Genomic DNA, 26,493 nt, shown 5'->3' with positions numbered 1-26,493 from the left:
AAAGGAGGGGTTCTGTGGCGCGGATCAAAAAAGTCTTAAATACGAGCGTGGTACTAATCGAAAGAGAAGGTAAAGAAATCGTTGCGTTCGGCAAGGGAATTGGCTTTGGAGCAAAACCCGGTGAACAAATCGATCAGTCGAAAATTGATCAAGTATTCTTATCTGCAGAAGACCTCCGAATGCAGCAAGTACTGGAGCTGCTGAGTAACATACCGGAAATTTACTTGTCAATGGTTCAAGAGATTATCCTTTATTCCAAACAGCATCTAGATACCGAGCTGCAGCAAAGTATTTATTTTACTTTAATGGATCATTTACATTTTGCAGTGGAAAGAGCCAGAAAAGGGATCAACATTTCAAATCGTGTATACTGGGAAGTGAAAAACTACTATCCAGAAGAATTCCAAGTTGGTGAGTACGCTAGAGTATTAGTGAATAAAGAATTTGATATAGAACTGCCTGAAGAAGAAGCAGCAAATATTGCTTTCCACCTGATCAATGCTCAAGGTTCAGCCAATGACAACAAAGATGGAATGAAAAAAGCCAAAATGATTGGCGGTATCGTCAATCTCGTTCGATACCATTTGAATACAAATCTGCAAACTGACTCTATTCATTACAGTCGTTTTATTACTCACGTTAAATTCTTTGTGGATCGCTTTTTATCTGGTCATCTTATGGAAGAGAAAGACGATGAATTGTTTGAACAAATCTCAACCTTGTATCCTGAAGCAATGAATATTGCTTTTAAGATTAAGGAATATATGCAGGAAGTGCATCACCAGTCGATACCGAAAGATGAACTGACTTATATAGCAGTCCATATCAACCGACTGTTGAAATACTCAGAATTGAATCGTTAATTTTAGCACGCTGACATTTATCGTCAGCGTGTTTTTTAAGCAGTCGTTTTTATGTATTCCTGTATGTATAAATAAAACAACTGCTTCAAACTGTATCTTTTGATTTCAATGAACGATGAGCGTTAAGATGATGTTGGAAAAATCATTCTAGAAAACTTAAAGGAGCAATGCGAAATGAAATTAGAAAATAAAGTAGCTTTGATTATTGGCGGGACTTCTGGGATTGGTGAAGCTACTGCAAAGAGATTTGCAAAAGAAGGCGCAAAAGTAGTAGTAGCCGGACGAAATGAAGAAAAAGGCAACCGAATCGCTTCTGAGATAAAGCAAGATAACGGAGAAGCCATTTATGTAAAAGTTGACACTACAAAAAAAGAAGACTTGCAAGATGCAGTTAAGTCCATAAAAGATGCCTATGAAACCATAGATATCTTATATAATGGAGCTGGTATCCATGATTCTTACAAAACAGTATTGGATACAGAAGAGTCTGACTATGATAAATTGATGGAAGTCAATGTTAAAGGACCTTATCTTGCGACTAAAGAAGTGCTGCCGATCTTTGTAGAAAAAGGTAAAGGAACCATTATAAATGTTGGGTCTCAAGCGACATTTGCGGCTGGTCCTGGCGGTTCAGCGTATGTAACATCAAAGCATGCGATTTTCGGCTTTACGAAACAACTGTCTTATGACTTTGGTCACAAAGGAATAAAATCGAATCTGCTGGCACCTGGATTCATTCGAACTCCAATGACAGAAGGTATTGAAGAAGATCGTTTAAAAGATATTCCTGATGAAAGAGCCGGTACTCCAGAAGAAATCGCTGCAGCTGCTGTCTTTTTAGCTTCTGAGGATTCTAACTATATGCAAGGTGCTTCGCTAACGCTAGACGGCGGGTGGACTGTCGGAAGATAATTTAAGGATGATAGTAGAGTTAAATCAGATAAACTGGTTTAACTCTCTTTTTTAATGTTCATTTATACACAAAATAGACAAAAAATATAGTATGAAACTATTTGAATCTATCAATTTATTTGTTATACTATTCACAAATAAAAAGGAGTGGACAGTATGAAAAAAGTGATGAGCGGATTGAAATTCATTTTTAGAAATGGAGAAACATGGACAATTGACAGAAAATATATTGGAGATTTATGGATTAAACAAGTAACCACTAGTTTTGGGCGTATTGGGGAGGACGATTTTCAAGAAATCCATCCTTGTGGATCCTTCAAAATTGAAATCGACAGCGAAGCAGATCATGTAAATTCCAATGATATCAACTTAGGCGGACTAGAAACCGGAATGTTTGATCGTGTTCTTCAGTTCAAAGATATTGAAAAAATGGACATTATCTATAAAAATTCAGCAGAAAAAGATAGAATTTACTTCCCTTATGAAGCGTTAGATAGTGATGGTCATGATAATGCTTATCAGACTTCTATGATCGGCAGCCAGCAAAAGTTGTATATTGTTATTGATCCTGACAAAACAGTCGAGAAGATTTATGGAAAGGATTCTTCTGTTTCAAAATAGTTTGTTGTTTTAAAAGTTGATCAGTAATATATGAGTTGTCTTTTCCATTAGGTAAAGTTACAATTAGTAAGTGACTTTATTTAGGAGGATGACAGTAATGAAGAATTTGGGAGAACCAATTAAGTTAAATAGCGGTATTACGCTTAAAAACCGAGCAGTTATGGCACCTATGACCAATATGATGAGTTTTTTTGATGGAACCATTACCGATAATGAGTTAGACTATTATGCTTTAAGAAGCGGTGAAGTAGGTGCTGTTATCACAGCAGCTACCAATGTACAGGAAATTGGCAAAGGCTGGGAAGGTGAGCTGGGTGTTTATGATGATAAGCATATTGAAGGATTATCAAAACTTGCCTCATCTATAAAAAAAGCCGGTACAAAGTCTATCCTGCAGATTTTTCATGGAGGAAGAATGACGAATTCTTCGATTTTAAGAGGAGAGCAGCCAGTTTCTGCCAGTGCAGTTAAAGCTTTGCGTTCTGACTCGGAAGAACCTAGAGCATTAAGTGAAGAAGAAGTGCTGCAAGTGATCGAGGATTTTAAAGCAGCTGCTGTAAGAGCGGTCAAAGCTGGGTTTGACGGTATCGAGATTCATGGTGCAAACACATATTTGATCCAACAATTCTTTTCACCGCATTCTAATCGCAGAGATGATCAGTGGGGCGGCTCACTCGAAAAACGGTACTCTTTCATTGATCAATTGGTTAACGGGATTGTTGAGACGGTCAATGAATACACTTCTGAACCGTTCATAATCGGTTATCGATTCTCTCCTGAAGAGTACGAAAATCCTGGTATTCGTATGGAAGATACGCTTTACTTGGTTGATCAATTAGCGGAAAAACCGTTGGACTATCTTCATATCTCACTAGGGGACTTCAGAAAATCTGCTCAAACAGATGAAGAAAACGAGCAGACAATTCTAGAACGAGTTCATGAAAAGATCAACGGAAGAGTTCCACTGATTAGTGTAGGCGATATTCGTAACGGAGCCGATGCAGAAGAAGCTCTTCATAATAGCGAGATGGTAGCCATGGGAAGAGTGCTGCTTGCTGATCCTCACTGGACCAGCAAAGTGTTGAGCGGGAGAGAAGATACGATCCGTACAACCGTTACTGCAGAAGAAAGAAATGAACTAAAATTAAATACCGGTGTCTGGATGTTCATGCAAGCAATGATGCCAGATAGAATTAAATAGACAAAAAAGAAAGCTGAAGCACATTGAAGTGTTTCAGCTTTCTTTATTCGTTTTTAACTGAATTGAATGTATAGATTAAGGTCAAACGGTTCGCTTTTCTTTACAACAGAATCCGTTGCTGCATCATACGTTTTATAAGGTCCGCCTTTGATATAGGCAAATGCCATCACAATCGTCGACTGTAGAAAGTGAAGGACATCAACAGTGTACTCATCTGGCAATTGGCCAAGAAGGATCTGGTTAACATATACATCTAAATGATTGACATCATTTGGAACCAACTTTACATCCTGCGTTAAAAAACTTTCATATTTATATATTTTGTCACGATAGGTTTTGAGGTCTTGGTCTGATTTACCAGCATATTTTCTTTTCGCAACATCTTCTTCAATTATCTGGTTAGCGATTCTATCTATAACCTCTTGATCAGAAGTTATTTTCTCAGCATTAAGATGGATCTTATACTCAATCTCCATAGGGAGACTATTTTTGTCTTTTAACTTGGGTAATTGCTTGATTAACTGCTGAGATTGATAGGTCTGCTTTTGCCATAACCTCTTTATCGAGTCCATGAATTTGATAAAAAGACCTCCTTCCACAAAGTCTAAAAATTCATGATAAAAATAACATTATATATTTTAACGAAAATTCGCATTACAATCAATTATTATGCTCCTACGTATATATGTTGTAATAATCTAAATAAAATTCTCTCTTAGATCATTAATGTTGGACTCTCGATTAAAATTAATTAGATTATAGACAGAAAATACTGCTTAATCAAAAACTCCTCTTCCCAAAAATGGAAAAAGGAGTTAAAGAGAAGTGATCGTTTAAGGTAAAACTTTAATAATTTGATCTCCTGGTGTTACTTCTGTATTGGATAAATTTAAGATATCTCCATAATCTGCAGAATTTGTAATGACTATAGGTGTGACCGTGTCGTAGCCTTTTTTAGTGACAAAGTCTAAGTCAACGCTCAGTAACGGTTCTCCTGCAGATACCTTTTGTCCTTGTTCAACCAGATAGTGATATCCTTCTCCGGCAAGTTGAACAGTATCAATACCAACATGAATTAAAATTTCTAATCCTGATGTGGTCGTCAATCCTATGGCATGTTTAGAATCAAAAGTAGCAGTGACTGTTCCGTTTATTGGGGAAGTTACCGTACCATCGCTTGGACGAATCGCTATCCCTTTTCCTAAAATTTCTTCTGAGAACATACCATCATCGATTTGTACTAAGTCTATAGCTTTTCCGGTCATAGGAGATACTAGTATTTCTTCAGTTGATTGATAATTTTTACTGCTTAAAGTTCCATCTTCTGGATCAACTGCTTTTTGTCCTTTTGATACAACTGGATCCTCTGTAGCTGCTGGATCTTTATACAAAATATATGAAGCGATAAAAGCAATGATGATAGAAATAGCTGCACCTACACAAGCATGAATCAGAAATTGCAATGTATCATCACCAATGTAGCTAGGTAAGGTCAGTAGACCAGGTGAACCACCAGTAAAGTTTCTCACACGCATAATACCCATATAAAGCCCACCAATTCCTCCACCTAGCATGGCACCGTATAATGGTGTTTTAAATCTTAGATTTACTCCATATAAGGCTGGTTCAGTAATTCCAAACAGACCCGTTAGACCTGCAGAAGAAGCTAGCTGTTTGATTGTTGAGTCTTTTGATTTAAATCCAACTGCCATAGCGGCTGCACCTTGTCCAACATTTGAAGCCAGCATTCCTGGATAAATCACGGTATCAAAACCATTAGTCAAACGATTGTTAATCCCAATTGGAACTAACCCGTAGTGAGTTCCTGTTGCAACAAACAGTGGAGAAAATGCCCCGATAATTGTAGGTACCAACCAAGGTGCTAAGTTTTCAAGCCACTGAATACCAGCTGAGATCAATTCACTGATATAATGACCAAGAGGCCCGATTCCAGCTAATGCAACGGTTCCTACAACTGCAATAATAATCAATGGTTTGCTAAAGAATTTGATTGCTTTTGGAGATACTTTGTCAGCAATCGGTTCTACATAAGACATAAACCAGATAGATAAAATAATTGGAATAACAGAAGAAGAATAATTAACTGGAGAAATCGGAATACCAAAAAATTGGATGCCACCAGTTTCTTCTACAGCAGCAATCATATCTAAGAAATTAGGATGAAGGAGAATTCCTCCAATCATGACTGCTAAGTAGGGATTTGTTTTAAATTTTCGAGCCGATGACATTGCTAAAAGCATAGGCAAAAAGTAAAATGCTGAATTACCCATAAAACTGATAATTTGATAGTTTTGGCTTTCATTATCGATCCAGTTAAAAACAACTAATAATGATAATACTGCTTGAATCATACCAGCAGCTGTAATTGCTGGCAAAATAGGTGTGAAAATACCAGTAATTGTGTCAATGATTCTAGCAACGACTGACTTTTCACTATCTCCTTCAGCTTCCTGGTCCTCACTTAATGATGGAATTTCATTTACAATCTCATTGTATACACTTCCGACATCGCTGCCGATAATGATTTGATACTGACCACCTTTGGAAACAACCCCCATAATACCTTGGGTTCCTTTCAGTGTTTCAGTATTTGCTGCAGATTCATCTTTAAGATTGAATCTTAGACGAGTTGCACAGTGAACAAGTCCATTAATATTATCCTGTTCACCGACGTTTTTTATTATTTTCTTTGCAAGTTGGTTGTAATCCATATTTTTCTCCTTAATTTGATTAATGAAGGCAATAAAAAATACCTAAATAACAACACCTAATGGAATAGGTGAGATTATCCAGGTATAGCCTAATTGAATAGTAACAATCCTTATTTACTTGTAATTCTGCGAATGTGGATGGTCAGATAAATCATTTCGTCTTCTTTAAGGTCACGACCAAACTCTTTAATAATGTAATCTCTGATCTTCAATGCACATCCATATTCTTTTGCATAACGTTCTTTCAGCATAAAAAGAAAGCCGGTATCTTTATCTGCTTCTAATTCAACACCGCTATATAACCGATGTACAAAAAATTTAAGATGTGTTATGAATCGTTCATAATTTAAAGAGTATTCATCTATGTCCACCTTGTAATGATATTTTATGATGTTCATGATTCTTTGAATAATTTGCGTCATTTCGGAAACTTGACTAACCTTTGCCATGTCAAGTTCTGCATTAACGATATGAAGTGCTATAAATCCAGCTTCGTCTTCTGGTAATTGAATACCGAGTTTACGCTGTATAATGGTCAGTGCTTCTTTACCAATTAGAAATTCATGATTGTAAAATCTTTTAATTTCCCATAGTAGAGCATTCTTAATAGGGAGATCAGTGTTAAAACGTTCAATAGCATAATCAATATGATCCGTAAGGGTCAAAAAAATATTTTCACTCAGCTTTTTACCTAAAGAAACTTTTGCATAGCTGATGATTTCATTGGCTACCTGCAAGTGTTCTAATTTGATATTAGCTAATAATTGTTCCAGCTTATTGGTAGATAAGTGGGAAGTGATTGTGTACACCTTTTCAACTTTTTCTTGATCAATAAGATCGCCGACACTCTTTTTAAAACCGATTCCTTTTCCCATAACAAGTACTTCAGCATCTGATTCATTTATAGATTGAACAATATTATTATTAATTACTTTATTTACTTTCATTTGCGTCTATCCCTTTAGACGTATTAGTCGACTAACAGATTTGAACATAAAATATAGCCTGATTTAACAGTAACAATTTTCACGTTCTTTAACATTGAAACATAGATTAAAAATAGTGTCAACAGTTATTTTAGCGGTTACATATTATAGATCATAAACCTTTAATTCTATGATTATTTGAAGGGCGCTTGCTGTTCTGATTTGTCTTGAGCTATACTTAGATCATCAATTAGATCATCAAGTAGATTTGGAAGGAGGGAGATGATGTTAGGGTTCTGGACTACGTTTATTTTTATTGCGTTAAGTTGGTTGTTTGCTGCTATGACAGCTGGTTTTTCAGCAGTAATGATCTTCTCAGCTGCTGTCTTCTTTACAATATACTTTATTCTTCCAATCATAAATACACGGATGCAGCAGATTGGGATTATTTTTTTAGTAACACTGACGACTATCAGCTTCTATTCAGATACTTTAAACCTTTTTGCTTGGCTGGTACTGATCCTTTTGGCATCACAAGCAACAGATTTATTTAAAAGAGGACAGTTGTACGGAATGATCAGTTTAAGTTTTGCGGCAACTTCTTTTTCTGCTGTCTTTGAAGCTGATCTGCTCGAGATAGTCTTTCTGTTTCTCTTCGTAGTCATTTCGCTGGTTGCGTTAGATCGTATAGAAGAGAAATCATTTCAGATAAAAAAGTGGAAAGAACAGTACATATCAGTATCAGAAGAACTAAGAAGCAGTAAGCGGCAGAATGTCAGCAATGAAACACTGATCAGGCAAGAAGAAAGAAATCAGATTGCAAGAGAAATCCATGATTCGGTTGGGCATCGACTGACTGCCTTATTGATGCAGATGGAAGTGGCACGGTTGAAAGCACAAGATGACAAAAGCAAACAGCAATTTACAGAATTAAAAACATTAGCTCAAAGTAGTCTGCAGGATACGCGTAAGGCCGTCCAGTCACTTAAAACAGAAGAATATTCAGGACTTCAAGCTGTTATATTGCTTATTAGAAAACTGGAATCTGAAAGTCACCTTCGGTTGTCAATCAAATTGCAGCCTGGAGTACTGAACCTGTTTTTTACTAATCAGCAATCTGTTGCATTATATAGGTCTATCCAAGAAGCTTTGACTAATATGATGAGACATGGAAACAGCCGAACCGCAGAAATAGAATTTGAAATTATTGCTGAACGTGACTTTCGATTTAAAGTCAGCCATCCAATCCAAGAAAAAATTCAGATAAAAGAAGGCTTCGGTCTTACCAGTATGCGGGAAAGGCTGAACAAGATCGGAGGAAGGCTGAGTTTTAATCAAACTACAGAGCAGTTGAGTTTGATAGGACAATTTCCATTAGAGGTGAAGCAGAATGATTGATATATTGATAGCTGAAGATCAGGCATTAGTCAGACAAGGACTGAAAATGATGCTGGAAACAGAAGCAGACTTTCGAGTCACCGGAGAGGCAGTAAACGGACAAGAAGCCGTTGAGTGCTGTAAAAAAAACCGCTATGATCTAGTTCTGCTGGATATCAGAATGCCTGTCATGAATGGGCTGGAAGCAGGTAAAAAAATCAGAGAACTGCTTCCTGACAGCACGATTCTTATGTTGACAACGTTTAATGATGAGGAATATGCACTGGAAGCATTAAAGAATCGTGCAAACGGCTATTTATTAAAAGACGGAGATGCGGAAGAATTGATCAAATCTGTCAAAAGTGCATTAGGCGGCGGTCTAGCATTAGAAGATCATGTAGCGGCTAAGATTATGCCGACTTTACTTGAACAACAGAAATTCACTCAGAAAGTAGATGAACGATTGACAGACCGAGAACTTGATCTCATTGCCCTGATTGGAAAAGGGCTGAGTAATCAGGAGATTTCAGCGACACTATTTTTATCAGTTGGTACAATTAAAAATCAAATTTCTGGTATTTTACACAAATTGGAATTACGAGACCGTACTCAATTAGCAATCTATGCATTAAATCATGATATTCAGTAAATAGTGACTTAAGTCATAGGAATTCATGACTAGAGACAGTGACCGTGCTGTCTCTTTTTATATACAATGAAACTAGTTAAAAAAGAGCAAAGGAGTTGAACTGAAATGTTAGAAGTGCAAAATTTGGAAAAAGTTTTCAAGAAAAAGGCTGCAGTGGATCATATCAACTTATATATTGAAAAAGGAGAGTCAGTAGGTCTCTTAGGACCAAATGGAGCGGGGAAATCGACAACCATTTCTATGATATCTACTTTACTGCATCCAACGAATGGACGTGTACAATTCTATGGGAAAGATGTTTTCGAAGATGCTCGAGATATTCGTTCTAAGATGGGGGTTGTTCCACAGGAGATTGCATTATATGAAGAACTTTCTGCCTTAGAGAATCTGCAGTTCTTTGGCAAGATTCACGGACTAAGAGGGCAAATCTTAAAAGAAAAAATTCAAGAAACACTCGGTTTAGTTGGATTAAAAGATCGGCAAAAAGACCCGGTAAAAGATTACTCTGGCGGTATGAAACGGCGCGTAAATTTAGCAGTGGCTCTTTTACATGATCCTGAACTACTGATTATGGATGAACCGACTGTCGGTATAGATCCGCAATCCAGAAATTATATTTTAGAAATGATCCGCAAATTAAATAAAGAGAAACAGTTGACGGTCTTATATACCAGTCACTATATGGAAGAAGTAGAAAAACTGTGTGACCGGGTTTATATCATGGATCATGGTCAGGTCGTAGCTTCTGGAACAAATGAAGAACTGCGCAGTATATTATCGAATGAAGAGACGATTGAAGTAAAGGTGAAACAAACTAGTGAAGCTTTTAAAGAAAAGCTCTTAGAACATCCTAGTGTCAATCAAGTGATCGCAGCGGAAGGCAGCTATACTTTGATCGTAACGAATAGTGAACAGTTACTAGTACAGTTATTCGAATATGCAGAAGAGAGCAGCATGTCGATTTTAGGAATACAGATCAAAAAACCTACACTGGAAGATGTTTTTCTGCATTTAACAGGTCGAACATTAAGAGATTAGAGAGGAGTTCCAAAATGTTCAGTTTAATTAAAAAGGATTTATTGACGCTCTCTAAAAGTAAAAATGAACTGATTGAACTGCTGCTTACCCCTCTTCTACTTCTCTCTATATTAGGATTCGCTTTAGGCGGGCTGATGAATAACACGGAGGTCGAATTGGAAACAGCTGAATTTGGGGTGATCAATCATCAAAACTTACAAGATAGTTTAGACAGATTTGAATCAGATTTAAGAGAAGCTGGAATGCCAGAAGAAACCGTCCAAGGTTTGCTGTCAGCAGCAGCAGCGATGGATCCTGCAGAACAGTTGAATAGGATGTTCGAGTCAGAGGAGATCAGAGAAATGATCAATATCCAGCCATACGAATCTATAAATGAGGCGGAAGCCGCTGCAACAGATGATGAGATTGGAGGCTTTATTGAAATTCCTGAATCTTTTAGTTACTCCGTTTGGAAAAGTCTGTTTTTAGAGGAAGAAACTACGGCTGAATTAGAAGTGACTGTCCAAGATCCTTCTCAAATTCGAGCAGTCGTTTTAGACACTATTTTGAGCAGTTTTATTGAGGAATATAATTTGCAGGCTTCGGTAGCTATCGCAACGGAAGGCGAAGCCCAAATTGCTGCAGCTGATAACCAAGATTATGGAGAAATCCAGAGATTCTCGACAGAAGAGCCGATCAATTCTTTTCAATATTATACTATTGGAATGGGCGTGTTTTACGCTTTGAGTGTAGCAGGATCAGTAGCTCTTAGAGCATACAAAGAAAAAGAGCAGCATGTTTTTGCCAGGATCATGTTGAGTAATCAGTCTCCAATGGCTTATCTGTTCAGTAAGATGGTCTCCGGAACACTCATTACGTATCTTCAATTACTGATTTTGTTTGTGTTATCTACTGTCTTTTTTGGAACTTTTAGTGGTAAAGGATTAGATTTCTGGATGAATACACTACTGATCACTTTCCTGTATTCGTTAGTAGTGGGCAGTGTGACCAGCCTGTTGACGTCGCTGTCTTTAAGAAGTTCGAGTGATGCAACAGTAGGATTTTTCAGTTCATTTATTGCTGTACTGGCCTTTTTAGGTGGGAGTTTTACTCCGGTAGAAACATTTTCTGAACTAATTAAAGAAGTTGGAAACTGGACACCAAACGGTGCAGCATTAAGCTCATATCTTCAAATTATGATGGGATTTGATCTCGCAGAAATAGCTCCCCTGCTCGTTAGAATGATTGGTATGTCGTTAGTAATGCTGATTAGTGCAGTCTTGCTGTTTCCAAAAAGGAGGTTAAACTGATGTTGACTGTTTATGCATTGCAATGGAAAAGATTAATCAAAAAACCATTCCTTGTTCTGCTGTTCATGGGGTTAACAATAATGATGGTGACCGTAGTAGCCGGTTCTCAAGGAAATCAGAAAACAACCGTTAGAGCATTCAGTGAAACCTTGTCCAGTGATCAGTTAGATACGTTGGTAAACACATTGAATGAGGATGAGAACTTTCATTTTGAGCAAATGACTCGTGAAGACATTCAAGAAGATATTCGTATGGACAGATATGGATATGGGGTGAATCTGGATACCGAAAATTATCGGTTTCTTGTTGGCAGAGAGAGTCAGACTATGGCGATAGTTGATCAGTATTTGCAGCAATTCTATCGAGAGAAGAATACGCTGGCAGAAGTTCGTGCTGACTTTCCTGGTTCAGATCTTGAAGCGAACGAAGTAGTAAAGATTCAAACGAATTCTTTAACCGAACTAAGTGGTAATATTACAAGTATGTCCGTTATTTTAGGTATGACCTTTTACTTTTCGATTTATTCCATTTTATTTCTGATGCTGAATTTATTTGAAGAAAAAAAGTCTGGAACTTGGAATCGACTGATTTTCTCACCAATATCAAAAACACAACTTTACCTGGGTCATCTGGTTTTTTATGTGACGATAGGTTTCCTTCAGGTACTAACGCTGTTTATTATACTAAGTCAATTATTATCTATAGAATTCACTGGAAACACACCGGCCTTACTGGCCATTACGTTCTCATATATTTTATGTATTGTTTCGATAGGCATCTTGTTGACAGCTTTATCAAGAACCGTATCGATGCTGCAAGTCATTATACCAATTGTGGCAACAGCTATGGCTATGCTAGGTGGTGCGTTCTGGCCGCTGCAAGTTGTTAATAATGCTTTCTTGGAGTTTGCCGCTGAACTGATGCCGATCAAACATGCTGTCTATGGAATGATGGAGACGATTTTACAAAACCGAAGCTTCCTGGAATCGATTCAACCAATCAGCATATTACTTTTAATGAGTGTTCTGTTCATGGGCGTGGGCATTAATTTGATGGAAAGAGTCAGTAGATAAATAGGATAAAAGCTGTTGACCAACCCGGTCAGAAGTGCTAAACTTCAGTTGTTGACCGGGTTGGTCGATTTTGTTTAGGAAATTGAAAGAAGTGAAAGTATGAATGAAGCATTTTTGAAATTATCGAGTGAAAAAAAAGAAACGATTTTGAATGCCGCTTATAAGGAATTCTCAGAAAGAGGCTATGAAGAAGCATCTACTAACACTATTTCCAGGCAAGCTGGGATTGGGAAAGGTACACTTTTTTATTATTTTGGAAATAAAGAAAAACTGTTTCATGCATTAATAGAAACCGCTTTTGAGCAAACTTATGATGTATATTTTTCTAAGATTGATTATGATCAGACTGATTTCTTTAAACGATTAGATGAAGTGAATGAATTAAAACAGTCCATATACCAGCGATATCCTTATTCTATGCGTTTTCTTTCTGAAATCTTAATGGGGCTGGATAAGTATCCTTTGTCTGAAGCAGAACTGAAAAAAAGAGCTGAAGTAGAAGCTGCATGGGCTGATATACTAAAGAAGAACATTGATTTAACTAAATTCAGAGAGGATCTTTCAAGAGATTCTGTGCTGGATCTAGTCAGATGGACAGTTGACGGGTTTCGCCTAGAAGCAGAAGCGAAAGTCAAAAAGCTTCAAGACAAACAATTTGATCAAAAGACCATTGAATCCATATACGAAGAATATGAACAGCTAAAAGATCAACTGAGAAAAATTTATTATAAACAATCGGCAGAATAATGGATCAAAAGGAGAAAAGCAACATGAAAATGATTAAAATCGAAAGTCTCTCAAAATCATTTGGCAGACATCAAGCGTTGGATCGCGTTTCATTTTCTTTGGGAAAAGGAGAAGTGTTGGGGTTTATCGGACCTAATGGAGCCGGCAAATCTACGACCGTTCGCATTTTACTGGGGATGCTGAAACCCACTTCTGGTACGGCTGAACTTTTTGGTCAAGATGCCTGGAAGGATGCAGTAGAGATCCATAAAAGAATTGCTTATGTCCCGGGGGATGTGAATCTTTGGCCGAATCTGACTGGTGGAGAAGTGATTGACTTATTTCTAAGTATGCGTGGTGCTGCTGTTGACCAAGATAAAAAAGAAGCTCTCATGAAAGCTTTTGAATTTGATCCGACGAAGAAATGCCGAGCATATTCTAAAGGAAACAGACAAAAAGTTGCATTGATTGCTGCTTTCGCTGCAGACGCTGACCTTTATATTTTTGATGAGCCGACCTCAGGCCTTGATCCGCTGCAGGAACGAGTTTTTCAAGATCAAGTACGAAAAGTGAAAGCAAGAGGCGCAAGTGTATTGTTATCCAGTCATATTCTTTCAGAAGTAGAAGCATTATGTGACACAGTAGCTATCATTCGAAATGGCAAAATTGTTGAAACAGGAAAACTTGAAGCATTAAAACATCTTACAAGAACACAGATCAGAGTGAAAGCTGAACGTTCATTAGACCATTTAAAAGAAAAAAACTGGATTCATGATTACTCCAAAGATAAGTCTGAGACGGTTTTTCTGCTAGATACAAACCATTTAGCTGACTTGCTGTCCGAACTGCAAAATTGCAACGTTACAAAATTTGAAAGTGCACCGCCAAAATTAGAAGATTTCTTTATGCGTCATTATGAGACGGATGAGGAGGTAGACTAACATGCGCGCGTTTAAGCAAACAGGATCGCTGCTTTTTTTCTCACTAAAAAAAGAATGGTTGAAATTCAGCTTATGGGTCTTAGGTTGTTTGTCTTTTGTATTAGTCGGAATCATCGCTTTTGTCAGTATTTACAGTGGCGCAGCGGACCGGCAGGCAATGTCAGCAGCGATGTCCAATCCAGCAATGCAAGCTTTGTTTGGGAAAGCGATCGGACTGGACAATTATACAATTGGTGCTATGTATTCTCATACAATGACGGTGATGACCTTGTCTTTAATTGGTATTCACTCTATTTTGCTAGTAGTAAGAAACACTAGGCAGGAAGAAGAAGAAGGGATGCTGGAATTATTCCGGTCCCTGCCTACAGGAAAAATGGCTCATTCTACGGCTGCTTTGAGTATGCTTTTGATCAGCAATATATTGATTGCTGTCTTTACTATACTGATACTGCTGATATTTGGAGATAGCAGTATTTCTCTAGAAGGAGCGATACTCACAGGGATTATTTATGGTTTAAATGGTCTTTTCTTTGGTATAACGGCTTTGCTTGTCGCACAATTTTCAGCGAACAGCAGGAGTGCATCTGTTACAGCATTTTCTATTTTAGGCATTGCCTATGGATTGCGTATTATCGGTGATACAGGATTGGAACTATTCAGTCTGCTGTCACCTTTAGGACTTCTATACCGAACGGAACCTTTTGTGACGAATCAATGGTGGCCTGTTTTAGTGATTATACCCATTATGATGGTATTGGGATTAACCGCTTTTTATCTGCAGAGCAAAAGAGACATGGGAGGAGGGTTATTTCCTGCTGGAAACGGGAAAAGGGCAGCTTCATCATTTTTGAAATCTTTGCCTGGTATTATATTCCGACTCCTCAGAATGCCGTTGATTATCTGGATTATGGCGTTTGTGTTATTAGGTATTGCATATGGATCTGTCATTGGAGACGTTGAAACCTTGATTGCCGGAAATGCGGTAATTGAACAAATCATTGCAAATGACCCTTCACAGAGCATCGTCAATCAGTTTATTTCTATATTGTTGGGTGTACTGTCGATAGCGGCGGCTATTCCCGCACTTCAGGTAATGATGAAAGCCTATAGTGAAGAAAAGAAAGGGAGAATAAGTCATCTGCTGGTCGGAAACCGCTCAAGAACTCGAGTTCTTTTAAGTTACACTGCATTTAGTTTCCTTGTCAGTGTCTTCATGCAATTGCTGCAAACTGCCGCTTTCGGCGGAGCAGCGATGACCAGTCAGCCAGAAGGACTTGCATTTAAGGATGTCGTCTTAGGCGGCATGGCTTATATTCCAGCACTTTGGGTATTGATTGGAGCAGCAGTATTCCTTTATGGCTGGTTTCCGCAAATAATCTCAGGAGTTTGGGGATTATTAGGATTCTGTTTCATGATTCTTTACTTTTCTAACCTTTTTGACCTTGCTGAATGGGTCAAAGGTATTTCACCGTTCTATCATGTTCCGGAAATTTTAAGGGGAGAAGAGGGAACGCTTAGCTTAATTTTATTAATGATGATGAGTGCAGTGTTGACAGCAAGTGGTTTTATAGGGTTTAACCGCAGGGATTTAATCAACGATTAAAACAAAAAATCAGATTTGAGCTAACTAGGTCTCAGGTCTGATTTTTATTATTTTACTGCATCTGATGTAGTAATGCTGAAAGTACTCTGGTATACTGATTACAACGACAGATGAAGTAATTTATGGCTCCATTCCGTATACATAAAGAGGTGAGGTGGATGATCAGCAGTGATGTCAGCAGAGGATATAACGATTCATTTATCTTATCTATTTTGATTGATGGAGATTCGTATGGATACGAGATCTCCAGACAAATCAGAGAACGAACAAATGAACAATATGTTATGAAAGAAACAACACTTTATTCTGCTTTTACGCGGTTGAAGAAGAAAGGATTTATTACATCATATCCTGGAAAAGAAACGCAGGGAAGAAAACGAACGTATTACAAAATTACGGCTAAAGGAAAAGGGTATTTCCTGGAAAAACAAAAAGAATGGTTGTTAACGAAATCTGTTGTGGATACATTTTTTGGAGGTGGACAAAATGAATACGATTCATGACTATGTAGAAAAGATGTTTAAACATGTGGTAAAAACTGAAGAAACAGAACAATTAAAGATCGATATTCTAGCCAATATGGAAGATCGTTATCAGGCACTGATTGAAGAAGGGGCTTCTGAAAATGAAGCGGTCGGTACAGTCATCGTTGAATTTGGAAATATTGAAGAAGTACTGGACGAAATGGGCTTAAGCCAGGAAGAGAATCATCAAAGAGAATACGATGATATAATGGTCGTCGAATTAGAGGATGCTCATGAGTATCTCGAAGCACGGCGAAAAGCAGGACTGGGGATTGGTCTAGGAGTCGTCGCTTGTTCAATTGGGGTAGCTGGACTCGTTAGCAGTGTCGCTATTGATATGTATTCAATTTCATACATTATGATTGGAGTGATCTGGCTGTTGATTATGGGAGTACTAGGTGTTTCTCAATTTATTCTTCAAGGTCTGCAGTTATCAAGGTACAAAGCATATCACAGTCCATTTATACTCGTTCCAGAAGCGCAGGAAAAAATAACAGAACTAAAAGAACTGTACAAAAAGTCACATATTTATAGCATTATCTCTGGAATAGCCTTTTGTGTGTTTTCTTTGATACCTGTTTTACTTGGGGTGATGACATACCATGATGATGTTATATTGCTAGGCGCGGCAATGATGTTTATTGTTGCTAGTATCGGTGTCTTACTGTTTATTTATACAGGAATGAAGTGGACGGGGTATAATAACCTTTTATCACAAGGAAAATCATTTGAAGAAGTTACTGCAGCTAGGGAGCGGTACTATAAAACGAAAAAAGTAGATCATCTGTTATCTAATATTTACTGGCCCATTGTTGTCATATCATATTTTTTAATGAATTATATTTTTGGAGGCTGGGCATGGACATGGATTATATTTCCTATAGCTGGTCTCTTTGAAACGATCATCAAAGATATGTTTAATCTTGAAGAAAAATAAAGTGAAAGAACTGCTGAGTGCACTGATTTGGTTGCTCTTAGCAGTTTTTTAATGGAAATTTTTTGCAAAGTTGAGGGAAAGAAATCAGATAAGCTTTGAAGAGAAGTGCTTCTATTGTGATAGGCGTTTGTGTATGTGTGTTTATTTTGTTATAATTAAGTTTTTTTAACTTCTATTTTATGTGAGTAAATCAAAACTGATTCTATTTTAACTTATAAAATTTTAGCAGTGAAAAGTCTTATTATTTGCTTCTTCTTCTTTTCTGCATTATTGTAGAAAGCAGAAGAAGAAGCAGTTAGACGGATACATAATCTTCTTCAGTCAAAACTTAAGGAGGGTTTCCATTGAAATCATTATTTAAAAGAAATATCTTAAAATACGGCTTGACACTTGGAAGTGCAGCTTTACTCTTGTCTGCTTGCGGTGGAGAAGAAAGTGCTTCTGAAAGTGGAGCAGCAACTGAAGGAGAAGATGGTAGAACAACTTTAGAGTTCTGGTCATTTTGGGGATCTGGTTCTCGAAGAGATGCCATTGAAGATATCATCAGCGACTATAATGAATCACAAGAAGAAGTAACGGTCGAATATGTTTATCAGCCTTGGGGAGATATCTGGACGAAGTCACTTGCAGCGATTGCAGGTGGTAATGCACCGGACGTGATTGTACAAGATATTAACAGTGTAAAGCAGCGAGCAGAAGCGAATCAAGCGACAAATATTCAAGAATATCTCGATGAAGATGATATTTCAGAAAATTTTTATCCACAATTATGGGACACTGTTTTATATGAAGACGAGGCTTATGCATTACCGTTCAATACGGATACTCAAGTACTCTTTTACAATAAGACTGCATTTGAAGAAGCTGGCTTAGATCCAGAAGATCCGCCTTCCACATGGGCTGAGCTGGAAGAAGCCGCAAGAGCATTAGATCAAGGCAGCGGCGATAATTGGGAACAGATTGGTTTCTACCCTCGCTGGAATTTAGGAGCTGACATATGGGCATTGAATGCTGATAATGGTGTCTCTTGGTTTAATGAAGAAGGCGATATTCGAATCAATACTCCTGAAAAGGTAGAAGCGCTGGAATGGATGCTTGAATGGCAAGACTATTATGGAAGAGACACAATTAATCAGTACGAAGCAGAATTTGGTTCAGGTGTTTCTGACCCATTTATCTCTGGTTTAGTAGCAATGCGCGGCCAAAACATTAATTACTATACAAATCTGCTTGAAAATGCACCTGATGATTTTGAATACGGTGTTGCGCCGCTTCCTGAAAAAGAAGAAGGCAGTGGTCACTGGTCTTGGGGTGGAGGATTTGTTCTTGAGATTCCAGGAAATACTGAACATCCTGAAGAGTCATATGACTTCATGAAGTATTTATCTTCTACAGAAGTACAAGAGCAGTTTGGAATGAACAGTTTTGATATTATGGCTAATACAGAAGCAAATGAAAATCTGCAAAGTCATCCAGAATTGGATGAAATGGGACACAGAATCTATGAATTAGCAGATGCCAATTTAGACGTTACAACCATAACACCAGTACCTTTAAATGCTCCAGATTTCTCTTCTCTAGTCAACGCAGAGATTGACGCGGCGTTCCTAGGTGAAAAATCAGCTGAAGAAGCATTGAATGATGCTCAAGAAGCAGTTGAAAACTTAGCTGAGTAAAGTTTGACTGTTTAATCTATTAAGCAGGATGAATAGAACAGTGGAAAAGGTGAGAAGGAGAGCGGGGCAGCCCTTTTCCTTCTCACTATTCTTTTTTTAAGGTGGCGTGAGAATACATGCATGCAAATCAAACATCAAATAACAATGGAAAAAACAAAAGAAAAAAAATGAATTGGAATAAACGAAAACGAAATGAGGCTTTATGGGGCTTGCTTTTCGTTTCTCCATTTATTATAGGATTTTTAGCTTTTATGTTTCTGCCTATGATGTTTTCTTTAATCGGTAGTTTTACCAACTATAATATCACTTCTCAAATGGATTTTATTGGATTAGACAATTTCATTAGAATGTTTACAACAGATCAACTATTTTTAAAGTCACTATATAATACTATTTATTATGTTATTTTGAATGTACCGCTGACAACTGCCGGTGGTGTGTTTTTGGCTGTACTATTGAACCGAAACATCAGAGGGATTACGATTTTTCGGACAATCTTCTACTTGCCGGCAATCTTATCTGGTGTAGCGGTATATGTATTATGGATGCAGCTGCTGTCGCCAACGAGTGGGTTGATCAATTTAGTGCTTTCTTTCGTAGGTATTGATGGTCCTGCTTGGCTATTTGACCCGGACTGGACGAAACCAGCACTGATCCTGATGAGACTTTGGAGTGTAGGCGGCGCGATGCTGCTTTACTTGGCAACGCTGCAGAATGTCCCTAGACAGCTTTATGAGTCAGCTGAAGTAGATGGTGCGAACAGATTTAAAAAGCTTTGGCATATCACTTTGCCGATGATTACACCGATCATTTTTTATGACGTTATTACTTCTACGATTGGTGCATTCCAGATTTTCCAAGCTGCTTATGTCATGACTGAGAATGGAACTGGCGGACCGGCAAACTCCTTATTATTTTATAATCTGCATATGTGGAACAAAGCATTTGTGGCTTTTGATATGGGGTATGCCATGGCTATGTCGCTGGTACTGTTTGCCATTGTACTGGTATTGACCTTTATCAATCTTAAGCTGGCACCTAAATGGGTCCATTACTGATTCCGATTATAAACCGTTTTTTGTCGGATAGAAGGAGAGGGAATAACCTTGATAGAATCATCTAAAACGAAATACGTCCAGGAAAGCGACAGCTCATCCTCGACCTCAAAAACAAAGTATTTTAAAAGCAAGAAAAAACAAGATAGAAATGGTAAAATTCTTGTCTATATTGTCTTGATTTTAGTCAGTGTTTTGCTGTTATCTCCATTGGTATGGATGGTCAGTACATCACTGAAGCCAATGCAGGAAATCGTTCGATTTCCACCTACTTTTATACCTGAAACGATTGTCTGGCAGAATTATGTAGACACGGTTCAGTCTTTTCCATTTTTTAAATATATGGGAAATACACTAATTATAACCATATTTGTCGTCTTAGGAAACGTCTTGTCAAATTCCTTTATTGCCTATGGATTTGCCAAAATTGAATTTCCGGGTAAAAAAGTGCTTTTTGCACTGGTTCTCGCTACAATGATGGTACCGGGATTTGTGACGATGATTCCTCAATATATTTTATTTACAAGAATCAATTGGGTTGGAACTTATCTGCCGTTGATCGTTCCATCCTTTTTCGGTAGTGCGTTTAATATATTCTTATTACGTCAGTTTTACTTATCGATCAATAATGAATTGATCGAAGCTGCTAAGATAGACGGTGCAAACCATCTTTATATCTGGAGTCATTTAATGATTCCTTTAACTAAACCGGCATTGATTACCGTAGGAATTATGTCTTTTAATGGTGCATGGAATGATTTCCTTGGTCCATTGCTCTATATAACAGATGAAAGCATGTACACATTGCAGATTGGACTTCAGTCTTTTTCGAATCAGTCAACGACTCAATGGAATTATCTAATGGCTGGAGCAACACTCGTCTTGATTCCAAGTATTTTACTTTTCTTCTTTGCACAGAAATATTTCATTGAAGGAATGGACTTGACTGGAGGGACGAAAGGATAGTGGGAAACATGTCTAATGAGCATATGCCTAAGCAGAATACAGTCATCGTTAAAGCAACTGAGTGGTTTGCTCGCTTGGCTATACTGAATCTGATGTGGCTGTTATTCTCACTTCCGATCATTACGATTCTGCCGGCGACAGAGGGGCTATATTATAGTCTCTATAGAATTCGCCAACATCAGGAAAAGCATCCCTATAAACAATTTCTAACTTATTTCAAAGCTGAATTTCTGAATAGTTATAAGAGAAATTGGCCGCTAATCGTTTTAAGCGTTATATTTGGTATAGACTTTTTAATCCTTTGGAACCGTTCGGCGATACCAGAATGGTTTAGTATCGTTTCGGTTGCCATTGGTTTACTGTTTGTGTTGTTTTTGATCGTGACGAGCTACTACTTTGCAGTCGCACAGCAAACAGAGCGACCGCTTAAAGAACAATGGCTGCTTTCTTTTTATCTGATTGTAAAATATCCATTGATCAGTATATCAACCTTTCTTTTTTTCGCTGTTTCAATGGTTGTATATATTTTCTGGCCGGCGTTTGCTGTATTTTTCTTGATAAGCTTTCCAGCTTTTGTCAGTTACCTCGCAGTAGAAAAAGTACTAAAAAAGATGACATCAAAAAAATAACTGAATCAATCAAGACTGGAGAGAAGCTATTCCTTCTTTTCAGTCTTTTTTTGGTTAAAAATAGGACTTTTGGTCCCTAGTATTCTGATCAGCCTTCTTGTAAACTGGATTAGACAGAGATTACATATAAAGAAAGAAGCGGTGGAAATGAAAAGAATCCTAATAGTTGAAGATGATAATGCGATCAATGAACTATTATATGATTTATTAAATGAGCAATACGATGTTACTCAAGCTTATGCAGGATCTGAAGCTAAGCGATTAACAGAGACTGAATCTTTTGATCTTATATTGCTGGACTTAATGCTTCCGGGAATCAGCGGAGAAGCTTTTATTGAAGCGTTTCGACGTACATCAGAAGTCCCTATTATTGTTTTGACTGCAAAAGCAGAAGTGGATGTTTTGGCCAATGTGTTGAGTATCGGAGCGAATGATTATGTCTCTAAACCTTTTAACACAATAGAAGTTCAAGCGAGAGTAAAAGCACAGCTGAGAGACCATAAAGAATTTTTTGAGAAGACTGAAGTACATAGGAGAGGACCAATCGAGCTGGATGAAGCAGCCAGAGTGGTTAAAGTCAACGGTTCAGAGGTTACTTTAACGCAAAAGGAATTTGATATGCTCAAAAGTTTCCTGCTTCATCCGCAAAAGGTTTTTACGAAAGCCAACTTATTTGAATCTGTCTGGCATGAACCTTATTTCGGGGATGATAACACGATATCAGTACATATTTCAAGATTGAGGTCAAAATTGTCCCAGTATAATGAAGAAGAACTGATAGAAACGATCTGGGGTGTCGGATTCAAGTTAAAACAATTCTGAAATTCTGATCAGGAATTAAAACTTTTGTAAGATTTAATACAAAGTTTTGAAAAGAGTGCTCTATAGAATGATAAGTGTCGATAAGAGATCTTACGATTGATGAGAACAAGTTGGAAAAAGGAGCGTTAAAATGGAGAATTTAATAGAAACCGTCAATTTGACCAAGCGTTATAACCGGTCTGTGGCATTAGATGATGTATCGATTCATGTAAGACAAGGAGAAATTTATGGATTGATTGGAAAAAATGGTGCGGGTAAATCAACATTATTTAAAACGATGATGGGGCTTGCACCTAAAACTTCTGGAGAAATCAAACTGTTTGGTGAAACTTCATCTAGTGGTTTGGACCATGCTCGTCAAAGAATGGGCTTTATGATGGGGGCAAGTTTCTTCCCATACCTTTCTGCCAGTGAGAATCTGGAGTATTTCAGAAGATTAAAAGGAATTTCTGATAAAAACGAAGTGCATAGAGTTCTCAAATTAGTTGAAATGGACAGTGTGAAAAAACCATTTAAGTCATTCTCATTAGGGATGAAACAGAGAGTCAGTATTGCTAATGCACTGATGGGCTATCCAGATGTGATTGTTTTAGATGAACCAATTAATGGATTAGACCCGCAAGGAATCGCAGATTTTCGAAGAATTGTTCAAAAACTGAATAAAGAAAATAAAATTACCTTTCTGATTTCTTCACACATTCTGGGTGAATTAGAATTGATGGCTACTCGATTTGGTTTTATTCATGATGGAAAACTGATTGAAGAATTGAATAGAGAGACAGTCCGCAAGAAAACAGAAGAAAAAGTATTAGTGAAAACGGATGATCCTAAAAAAGCAGCTTATCTGCTGGAACAGCAATTTGACGGAGTAGAGTATATCATCAATGGAGATAAAGAGCTTGTCGTTTCTAAAATGACAGATCAGTCGGATGAAATCGCCAAACTGATGGTGACCAATGATTTGAAACTGTATAAATTGATCACTCAAGAAATTTCGATTCAAGATTACTACTTGAATCTTATTGCTAAAGGAGGAACTCAACGTGCTTAATTATATACAGGCAGATCTTTACAGATTGTTTCACAAAAAATCTAATTACATCTTTTATGGGGTTCTATTTGCTGCATTTATCGCCTTAGTGACTTGGACTTATACAGCTTTTGAACAAGGTGAAGGATTCACAAATGGATTTGTTGAATTAGCTGGCATACTGCTGACACAATTATTTCCGTTGGTCTTTGGTGTTCAGGCGTATAGTACTGTATTTTTAAATGATGTGTCTTCCAATAGCTATCAGAATATCTTCAGCAGTGGTTTGTCAAAAGTAGAATTCGTTCTTAGTAAACTGATGATCATGTTTACTTATATGCTGATCACTTTCTTGTCTGGTATTGTGGTATATCTAGGATTTTATGGAGTGCTGTTATTGCTTGAAGGCGGAGAAATCTACTATGAAGGATTCCAGAAAGTTGCCGTTATGACCTTTAATGTATTCCTGGGATTGATTGGTTATGCAATGGTTGCTAGTGTAGTTGCATTTTTCACTCAAAACACGACAATATCGCTTATTACATTCGTAGCGCTGATTTCAAATATGGTTTTGACCATTTTGAATTTAGCCAGCTTAGCAACAGATAAACTAGAATTTCTTAGAGAATATACACTTTCTTACCATTTGAGTGAATCAAACAACACTTTATTCACTCAACTCCTTGTGCCAGATAGCGGATTTACGATGCCTTTTGAAACTTGGGGCGTAACTTTGATTTATATTGTTGTTGCAAGTGTATTGGGTATTCTAGTCTTAAACAAAGTGGAAATTAAAGAAGGCAAGTAATCAATCCAGAAGCTTAGGTTTATTTTAAACAATAAATGCAGAGAGGAGGACTTGGTATGCAGTGGATCTGGTTATGGATTGCTATTATCAGTTTGTTGATCAATACTTTGTTTGTCGTAAAATTTTATCAAGACCGAAAAGCCTATAAAAGATTGACAAAACAACTGAACTGGATTATTTCTGGAGATGCTCTATCCAAACTGCGGCATTCCAAGTCTTCGTCTGCTCAAGATTTGTTAGTCGATGAAATCAACGAGATTATCGAACAGTTAAGTAAATTGCAGGTTGAGTTTGAAGAAGTAACTTTACAGAATAAACGGATGATTTCTTCGATCTCACATGATTTCAGAACTCCGCTGACCTCTATGCTTGGCTATGTACAGATTTTACAGTCTGGCAGTCATTCTAAGAAAGAAGAAAAATATCTAAGAATCGTCGAAGAGCGAACGAAAGCATTAAGCGAATTAGTGGAAGAATTCTATCGTCTCAGCCTGCTGGAATCCAATGAGTATCAGCTGACAATCGAAAACGTCTATCCGATCCTTTTGATACAAGAGCAGATTGCCCTTTATCATGCAGAACTGGATGAAACGTTTGATCATATTACCGTACAGCTGATGGAAGAACAACAATCGATCGAAACCAGCCCGATAGAGTTCAATCGAATGCTTGGCAATCTCATCAAAAATGCTTTTACACATGGAACTAACCGCTTTTCTATATACAATGAGTTGTCGGAGCATCACCTAATGATTTATATTGAAAACGAGGTGGATAGTCCTAGTACTCTGGAAGTCGATCGACTATTTGAAAGAATGTACAGAGGGGATGAGACCAGAGCAACGGGTTCAACTGGATTGGGTTTATCTATCGCTAAAAAAATTGCAGATACGCTTGGGTATGAACTGGAAGCTGACTTAAATCACAAGCGACTTCAATTTAAGTTATCGATACCACTAAATAAAATCAAAAAGGACAAGAACGTTTATCATTAGAAACGTTCTCGTCCTTTTTAAGGTTATTGATGTTCAAGGACAATTTTTCCGTTAGTATGTCCTGTCATCAGCTGTTCGTATGCTTTTGAAAGAGTCTCTGTATTCATTTTGTCAAAACGATGGTTAAGGGTCGTCTTGATAGCGCCGGATTCGACTTTTTCTTTTAGTTCTGTCAAATATTCATGTTGTTTGATCCAGTCAGTGGTTTCAAAAACAGATCGTGTATACATCAGTTCATAACTGAAGGAAACACTTTTTCCGAAAAAAGATTTTGGAAGTGGGTTGCTCAATGGCAAGATAGAGCAAACATGGCCTTGAGGACTGATGATCTTGCTGACTTCTTCGATATTCTGGTCTGCGTTTGCTGCAAGAAAAACATAATCGACAGACTCTATGCCAACTTCTTCTAATTGCGGCTTGAAATTTTCTTTGTGATTAATGATCTCTGTTACGCCTAAATCCTTTAGATGATTTCTTGATTCTTCTCTTGAAGCTGTTCCGATTACTCGAATGCCGTCTTGTAAAGCAATTTGGGAAGCAATTGAACCAACACCGCCAGCAGCACCTACGATCAGTAAAGCAGCAGTCTGTTCTGACTGCTTAGGTAAATGCATGCGATCGTTAAAGGTTTCATAAGCTGTCAGAGCCGTTAATGGCAGTGCTGCAGCTTCTGCAAAGTCTAAATTATCTGGCTTCAAAGCGACCATTCGTTCATCTACTACATGGAAATCTGCCTGAGCACCTTGTATATTACTTGATCCTGGATAATAAACTTCATCGCCTGGTTTGAACATGGTCACATCGTCTCCAACTTCTCGAACGATGCCCGCAGCATCTCTCCCTAAAACCGTAAATGTGTCATCATCTTTTTTCGTTTTCCAAGTCATGATATCGGTAGGATTCAGTCCGACTGCTTTAATTTCGACAAGCAGCTGATGTGCTGAAGGCTGAGGCTTTTCCAATTGTGTTTCCTCGAATATAGGTGTTTTGCTTGTATCTCCTGGTTTAGAAAATCCGTAAGCTGTCATTTTTTCTGACACGTTTCATCTTCCTTTCTGAGTATGATAAATCCAGTTTACTCTTTCAAAAAAGCGAGAACA

At 37.6% G+C, this 26,493-nt stretch carries 26 protein-coding genes; 22 read left to right on the top strand and 4 right to left on the bottom strand.

The window, feature by feature from the left end; all coding sequences use genetic code 11:
* The first annotated feature begins 14 nt into the window (after nt 1-14).
* The 4 genes from B6F02_RS07095 to B6F02_RS07080 all read left to right on the top strand — a co-directional run bounded on the left by B6F02_RS07095 (nt 15) and on the right by B6F02_RS07080 (nt 3,597).
* A complete protein-coding gene (locus B6F02_RS07095) occupies nt 15-863 on the top strand; it encodes a PRD domain-containing protein (protein ID WP_080146663.1) in 849 nt (282 codons plus the stop codon).
* 174 nt (nt 864-1,037) lie between these two features.
* Nucleotides 1,038-1,775, top strand: a complete 738-nt coding sequence (locus tag B6F02_RS07090) for an SDR family NAD(P)-dependent oxidoreductase (protein ID WP_080146662.1) — start codon at nt 1,038-1,040, stop codon at nt 1,773-1,775.
* Between the two features lie 156 nt (nt 1,776-1,931).
* The gene (locus B6F02_RS07085; RefSeq protein ID WP_080146661.1) at nt 1,932-2,396 is read left to right on the top strand and encodes a hypothetical protein; all 465 of its coding nucleotides are present in this window, start codon (nt 1,932-1,934) and stop codon (nt 2,394-2,396) included.
* 97 nt (nt 2,397-2,493) lie between these two features.
* Complete coding sequence (locus tag B6F02_RS07080; protein ID WP_080146660.1) at nt 2,494-3,597, top strand: NADH-dependent flavin oxidoreductase; 1,104 nt, start codon at nt 2,494-2,496, stop codon at nt 3,595-3,597.
* A gap of 53 nt (nt 3,598-3,650) precedes the next feature.
* On the opposite strand, the gene B6F02_RS07075 is transcribed toward B6F02_RS07080, so the two are convergent.
* The 3 genes from B6F02_RS07075 to licT form a co-directional block, all read right to left on the bottom strand.
* Nucleotides 3,651-4,073 (bottom strand): hypothetical protein, encoded by a 423-nt coding sequence (locus B6F02_RS07075; protein ID WP_143745235.1) that lies wholly within the window; start codon nt 4,071-4,073, stop codon nt 3,651-3,653.
* Between the two features lie 357 nt (nt 4,074-4,430).
* Complete coding sequence (locus B6F02_RS07070; protein WP_080146658.1) at nt 4,431-6,329, bottom strand: beta-glucoside-specific PTS transporter subunit IIABC; 1,899 nt, start codon at nt 6,327-6,329, stop codon at nt 4,431-4,433.
* A gap of 110 nt (nt 6,330-6,439) precedes the next feature.
* Nucleotides 6,440-7,276, bottom strand: coding sequence for a BglG family transcription antiterminator LicT (gene licT / locus B6F02_RS07065; protein ID WP_080146657.1), 837 nt, complete (start codon nt 7,274-7,276; stop codon nt 6,440-6,442).
* Between the two features lie 264 nt (nt 7,277-7,540).
* Here licT and B6F02_RS07060 point away from each other — a divergent pair, with 264 nt between their 5' ends.
* From B6F02_RS07060 to B6F02_RS06975, 18 genes are all read left to right on the top strand, one after another.
* Nucleotides 7,541-8,653, top strand: a complete 1,113-nt coding sequence (locus tag B6F02_RS07060) for a sensor histidine kinase (protein ID WP_179128543.1) — start codon at nt 7,541-7,543, stop codon at nt 8,651-8,653.
* Nucleotides 8,646-9,281: a response regulator gene (locus B6F02_RS07055; protein ID WP_080146655.1), complete on the top strand. Its 636-nt coding sequence runs from the start codon at nt 8,646-8,648 to the stop codon at nt 9,279-9,281. The genes B6F02_RS07060 and B6F02_RS07055 overlap by 8 nt, the downstream gene beginning before the upstream one ends.
* 105 nt (nt 9,282-9,386) lie before the next feature.
* A complete protein-coding gene (locus B6F02_RS07050) occupies nt 9,387-10,319 on the top strand; it encodes an ABC transporter ATP-binding protein (RefSeq protein WP_080146654.1) in 933 nt (310 codons plus the stop codon).
* A 14-nt stretch (nt 10,320-10,333) separates the two neighbouring features.
* Entirely contained in the window at nt 10,334-11,608 is a 1,275-nt protein-coding gene (locus B6F02_RS07045) for an ABC transporter permease (RefSeq protein ID WP_080146653.1), read from the top strand.
* Complete coding sequence (locus B6F02_RS07040) at nt 11,608-12,681, top strand: ABC transporter permease (RefSeq protein WP_080146652.1); 1,074 nt, start codon at nt 11,608-11,610, stop codon at nt 12,679-12,681. Before B6F02_RS07045 ends, B6F02_RS07040 begins: the two co-directional genes overlap by 1 nt.
* A 99-nt stretch (nt 12,682-12,780) precedes the next feature.
* A complete protein-coding gene (locus tag B6F02_RS07035; RefSeq protein WP_080146651.1) occupies nt 12,781-13,428 on the top strand; it encodes a TetR/AcrR family transcriptional regulator in 648 nt (215 codons plus the stop codon).
* Nucleotides 13,429-13,451: 23 nt separating this feature from the next.
* On the top strand, nt 13,452-14,348 hold the full coding sequence (locus B6F02_RS07030) for an ABC transporter ATP-binding protein (protein WP_080146650.1): 897 nt from the start codon (nt 13,452-13,454) through the stop codon (nt 14,346-14,348).
* A 1-nt stretch (nt 14,349) separates the two neighbouring features.
* Nucleotides 14,350-15,951: an ABC transporter permease gene (locus B6F02_RS07025; RefSeq protein ID WP_080146649.1), complete on the top strand. Its 1,602-nt coding sequence runs from the start codon at nt 14,350-14,352 to the stop codon at nt 15,949-15,951.
* Between the two features lie 158 nt (nt 15,952-16,109).
* On the top strand, nt 16,110-16,454 hold the full coding sequence (locus B6F02_RS07020; protein WP_080146648.1) for a PadR family transcriptional regulator: 345 nt from the start codon (nt 16,110-16,112) through the stop codon (nt 16,452-16,454).
* Nucleotides 16,438-17,412: a permease prefix domain 1-containing protein gene (locus B6F02_RS07015; RefSeq protein ID WP_080146647.1), complete on the top strand. Its 975-nt coding sequence runs from the start codon at nt 16,438-16,440 to the stop codon at nt 17,410-17,412. The genes B6F02_RS07020 and B6F02_RS07015 overlap by 17 nt, the downstream gene beginning before the upstream one ends.
* Nucleotides 17,413-17,756: 344 nt before the next feature.
* The gene (locus B6F02_RS07010; RefSeq protein ID WP_080146646.1) at nt 17,757-19,088 is read left to right on the top strand and encodes an ABC transporter substrate-binding protein; all 1,332 of its coding nucleotides are present in this window, start codon (nt 17,757-17,759) and stop codon (nt 19,086-19,088) included.
* 167 nt (nt 19,089-19,255) lie between these two features.
* Nucleotides 19,256-20,146 carry a carbohydrate ABC transporter permease gene (locus B6F02_RS07005; protein ID WP_080147400.1) on the top strand — a complete coding sequence of 297 codons (891 nt, stop codon included), beginning with the start codon at nt 19,256-19,258 and terminating at the stop codon, nt 20,144-20,146.
* A gap of 216 nt (nt 20,147-20,362) precedes the next feature.
* Nucleotides 20,363-21,109, top strand: coding sequence for a carbohydrate ABC transporter permease (locus B6F02_RS07000; RefSeq protein WP_179128585.1), 747 nt, complete (start codon nt 20,363-20,365; stop codon nt 21,107-21,109).
* 8 nt (nt 21,110-21,117) lie between these two features.
* On the top strand, nt 21,118-21,738 hold the full coding sequence (locus B6F02_RS06995) for a YesL family protein (RefSeq protein WP_143745233.1): 621 nt from the start codon (nt 21,118-21,120) through the stop codon (nt 21,736-21,738).
* Between the two features lie 147 nt (nt 21,739-21,885).
* Nucleotides 21,886-22,560, top strand: a complete 675-nt coding sequence (locus tag B6F02_RS06990) for a response regulator transcription factor (protein ID WP_080146644.1) — start codon at nt 21,886-21,888, stop codon at nt 22,558-22,560.
* Between the two features lie 130 nt (nt 22,561-22,690).
* Nucleotides 22,691-23,611 (top strand): ABC transporter ATP-binding protein, encoded by a 921-nt coding sequence (locus B6F02_RS06985; protein ID WP_080146643.1) that lies wholly within the window; start codon nt 22,691-22,693, stop codon nt 23,609-23,611.
* Nucleotides 23,604-24,398 (top strand): hypothetical protein, encoded by a 795-nt coding sequence (locus B6F02_RS06980; RefSeq protein WP_080146642.1) that lies wholly within the window; start codon nt 23,604-23,606, stop codon nt 24,396-24,398. Before B6F02_RS06985 ends, B6F02_RS06980 begins: the two co-directional genes overlap by 8 nt.
* 56 nt (nt 24,399-24,454) lie before the next feature.
* The gene (locus B6F02_RS06975) at nt 24,455-25,393 is read left to right on the top strand and encodes a sensor histidine kinase (RefSeq protein WP_179128542.1); all 939 of its coding nucleotides are present in this window, start codon (nt 24,455-24,457) and stop codon (nt 25,391-25,393) included.
* A 23-nt stretch (nt 25,394-25,416) separates the two neighbouring features.
* Here B6F02_RS06975 and B6F02_RS06970 read toward each other — a convergent pair whose 3' ends face one another.
* Entirely contained in the window at nt 25,417-26,433 is a 1,017-nt protein-coding gene (locus B6F02_RS06970; protein WP_080146640.1) for a zinc-binding alcohol dehydrogenase family protein, read from the bottom strand.
* Nucleotides 26,434-26,493 lie beyond the last annotated feature (60 nt).

The sequence above is a fragment of the Marinilactibacillus piezotolerans genome, from assembly GCF_900169305.1.
GTDB lineage: Bacteria > Bacillota > Bacilli > Lactobacillales > Carnobacteriaceae_A > Marinilactibacillus > Marinilactibacillus piezotolerans_A.
This window is presented reverse-complemented; position numbering and strand designations above follow the sequence as displayed.

Bases quoted from the DNA above. Each gene is read 5' to 3' on its own strand.
- B6F02_RS07090 (WP_080146662.1), top strand. From the start codon at position 1,038: ATGAAATTAGAAAATAAAGTAGCTTTGATTATTGGCGGGACTTCTGGG.
- B6F02_RS07085 (WP_080146661.1), top strand. From the start codon at position 1,932: ATGAAAAAAGTGATGAGCGGATTGAAATTCATTTTTAGAAATGGAGAA.
- B6F02_RS07080 (WP_080146660.1), top strand. From the start codon at position 2,494: ATGAAGAATTTGGGAGAACCAATTAAGTTAAATAGCGGTATTACGCTT.
- B6F02_RS07075 (WP_143745235.1), bottom strand. From the start codon at position 4,073: ATGGAGATTGAGTATAAGATCCATCTTAATGCTGAGAAAATAACTTCT.
- B6F02_RS07070 (WP_080146658.1), bottom strand. From the start codon at position 6,329: ATGGATTACAACCAACTTGCAAAGAAAATAATAAAAAACGTCGGTGAA.
- licT (WP_080146657.1), bottom strand. From the start codon at position 7,276: ATGAAAGTAAATAAAGTAATTAATAATAATATTGTTCAATCTATAAAT.
- B6F02_RS07060 (WP_179128543.1), top strand. From the start codon at position 7,541: ATGTTAGGGTTCTGGACTACGTTTATTTTTATTGCGTTAAGTTGGTTG.
- B6F02_RS07055 (WP_080146655.1), top strand. From the start codon at position 8,646: ATGATTGATATATTGATAGCTGAAGATCAGGCATTAGTCAGACAAGGA.
- B6F02_RS07050 (WP_080146654.1), top strand. From the start codon at position 9,387: ATGTTAGAAGTGCAAAATTTGGAAAAAGTTTTCAAGAAAAAGGCTGCA.
- B6F02_RS07045 (WP_080146653.1), top strand. From the start codon at position 10,334: ATGTTCAGTTTAATTAAAAAGGATTTATTGACGCTCTCTAAAAGTAAA.
- B6F02_RS07040 (WP_080146652.1), top strand. From the start codon at position 11,608: ATGTTGACTGTTTATGCATTGCAATGGAAAAGATTAATCAAAAAACCA.
- B6F02_RS07035 (WP_080146651.1), top strand. From the start codon at position 12,781: ATGAATGAAGCATTTTTGAAATTATCGAGTGAAAAAAAAGAAACGATT.
- B6F02_RS07030 (WP_080146650.1), top strand. From the start codon at position 13,452: ATGAAAATGATTAAAATCGAAAGTCTCTCAAAATCATTTGGCAGACAT.
- B6F02_RS07025 (WP_080146649.1), top strand. From the start codon at position 14,350: ATGCGCGCGTTTAAGCAAACAGGATCGCTGCTTTTTTTCTCACTAAAA.
- B6F02_RS07020 (WP_080146648.1), top strand. From the start codon at position 16,110: ATGATCAGCAGTGATGTCAGCAGAGGATATAACGATTCATTTATCTTA.
- B6F02_RS07015 (WP_080146647.1), top strand. From the start codon at position 16,438: ATGAATACGATTCATGACTATGTAGAAAAGATGTTTAAACATGTGGTA.
- B6F02_RS07005 (WP_080147400.1), top strand. From the start codon at position 19,256: ATGAATTGGAATAAACGAAAACGAAATGAGGCTTTATGGGGCTTGCTT.
- B6F02_RS07000 (WP_179128585.1), top strand. From the start codon at position 20,363: ATGGTCAGTACATCACTGAAGCCAATGCAGGAAATCGTTCGATTTCCA.
- B6F02_RS06995 (WP_143745233.1), top strand. From the start codon at position 21,118: ATGTCTAATGAGCATATGCCTAAGCAGAATACAGTCATCGTTAAAGCA.
- B6F02_RS06990 (WP_080146644.1), top strand. From the start codon at position 21,886: ATGAAAAGAATCCTAATAGTTGAAGATGATAATGCGATCAATGAACTA.
- B6F02_RS06985 (WP_080146643.1), top strand. From the start codon at position 22,691: ATGGAGAATTTAATAGAAACCGTCAATTTGACCAAGCGTTATAACCGG.
- B6F02_RS06975 (WP_179128542.1), top strand. From the start codon at position 24,455: ATGCAGTGGATCTGGTTATGGATTGCTATTATCAGTTTGTTGATCAAT.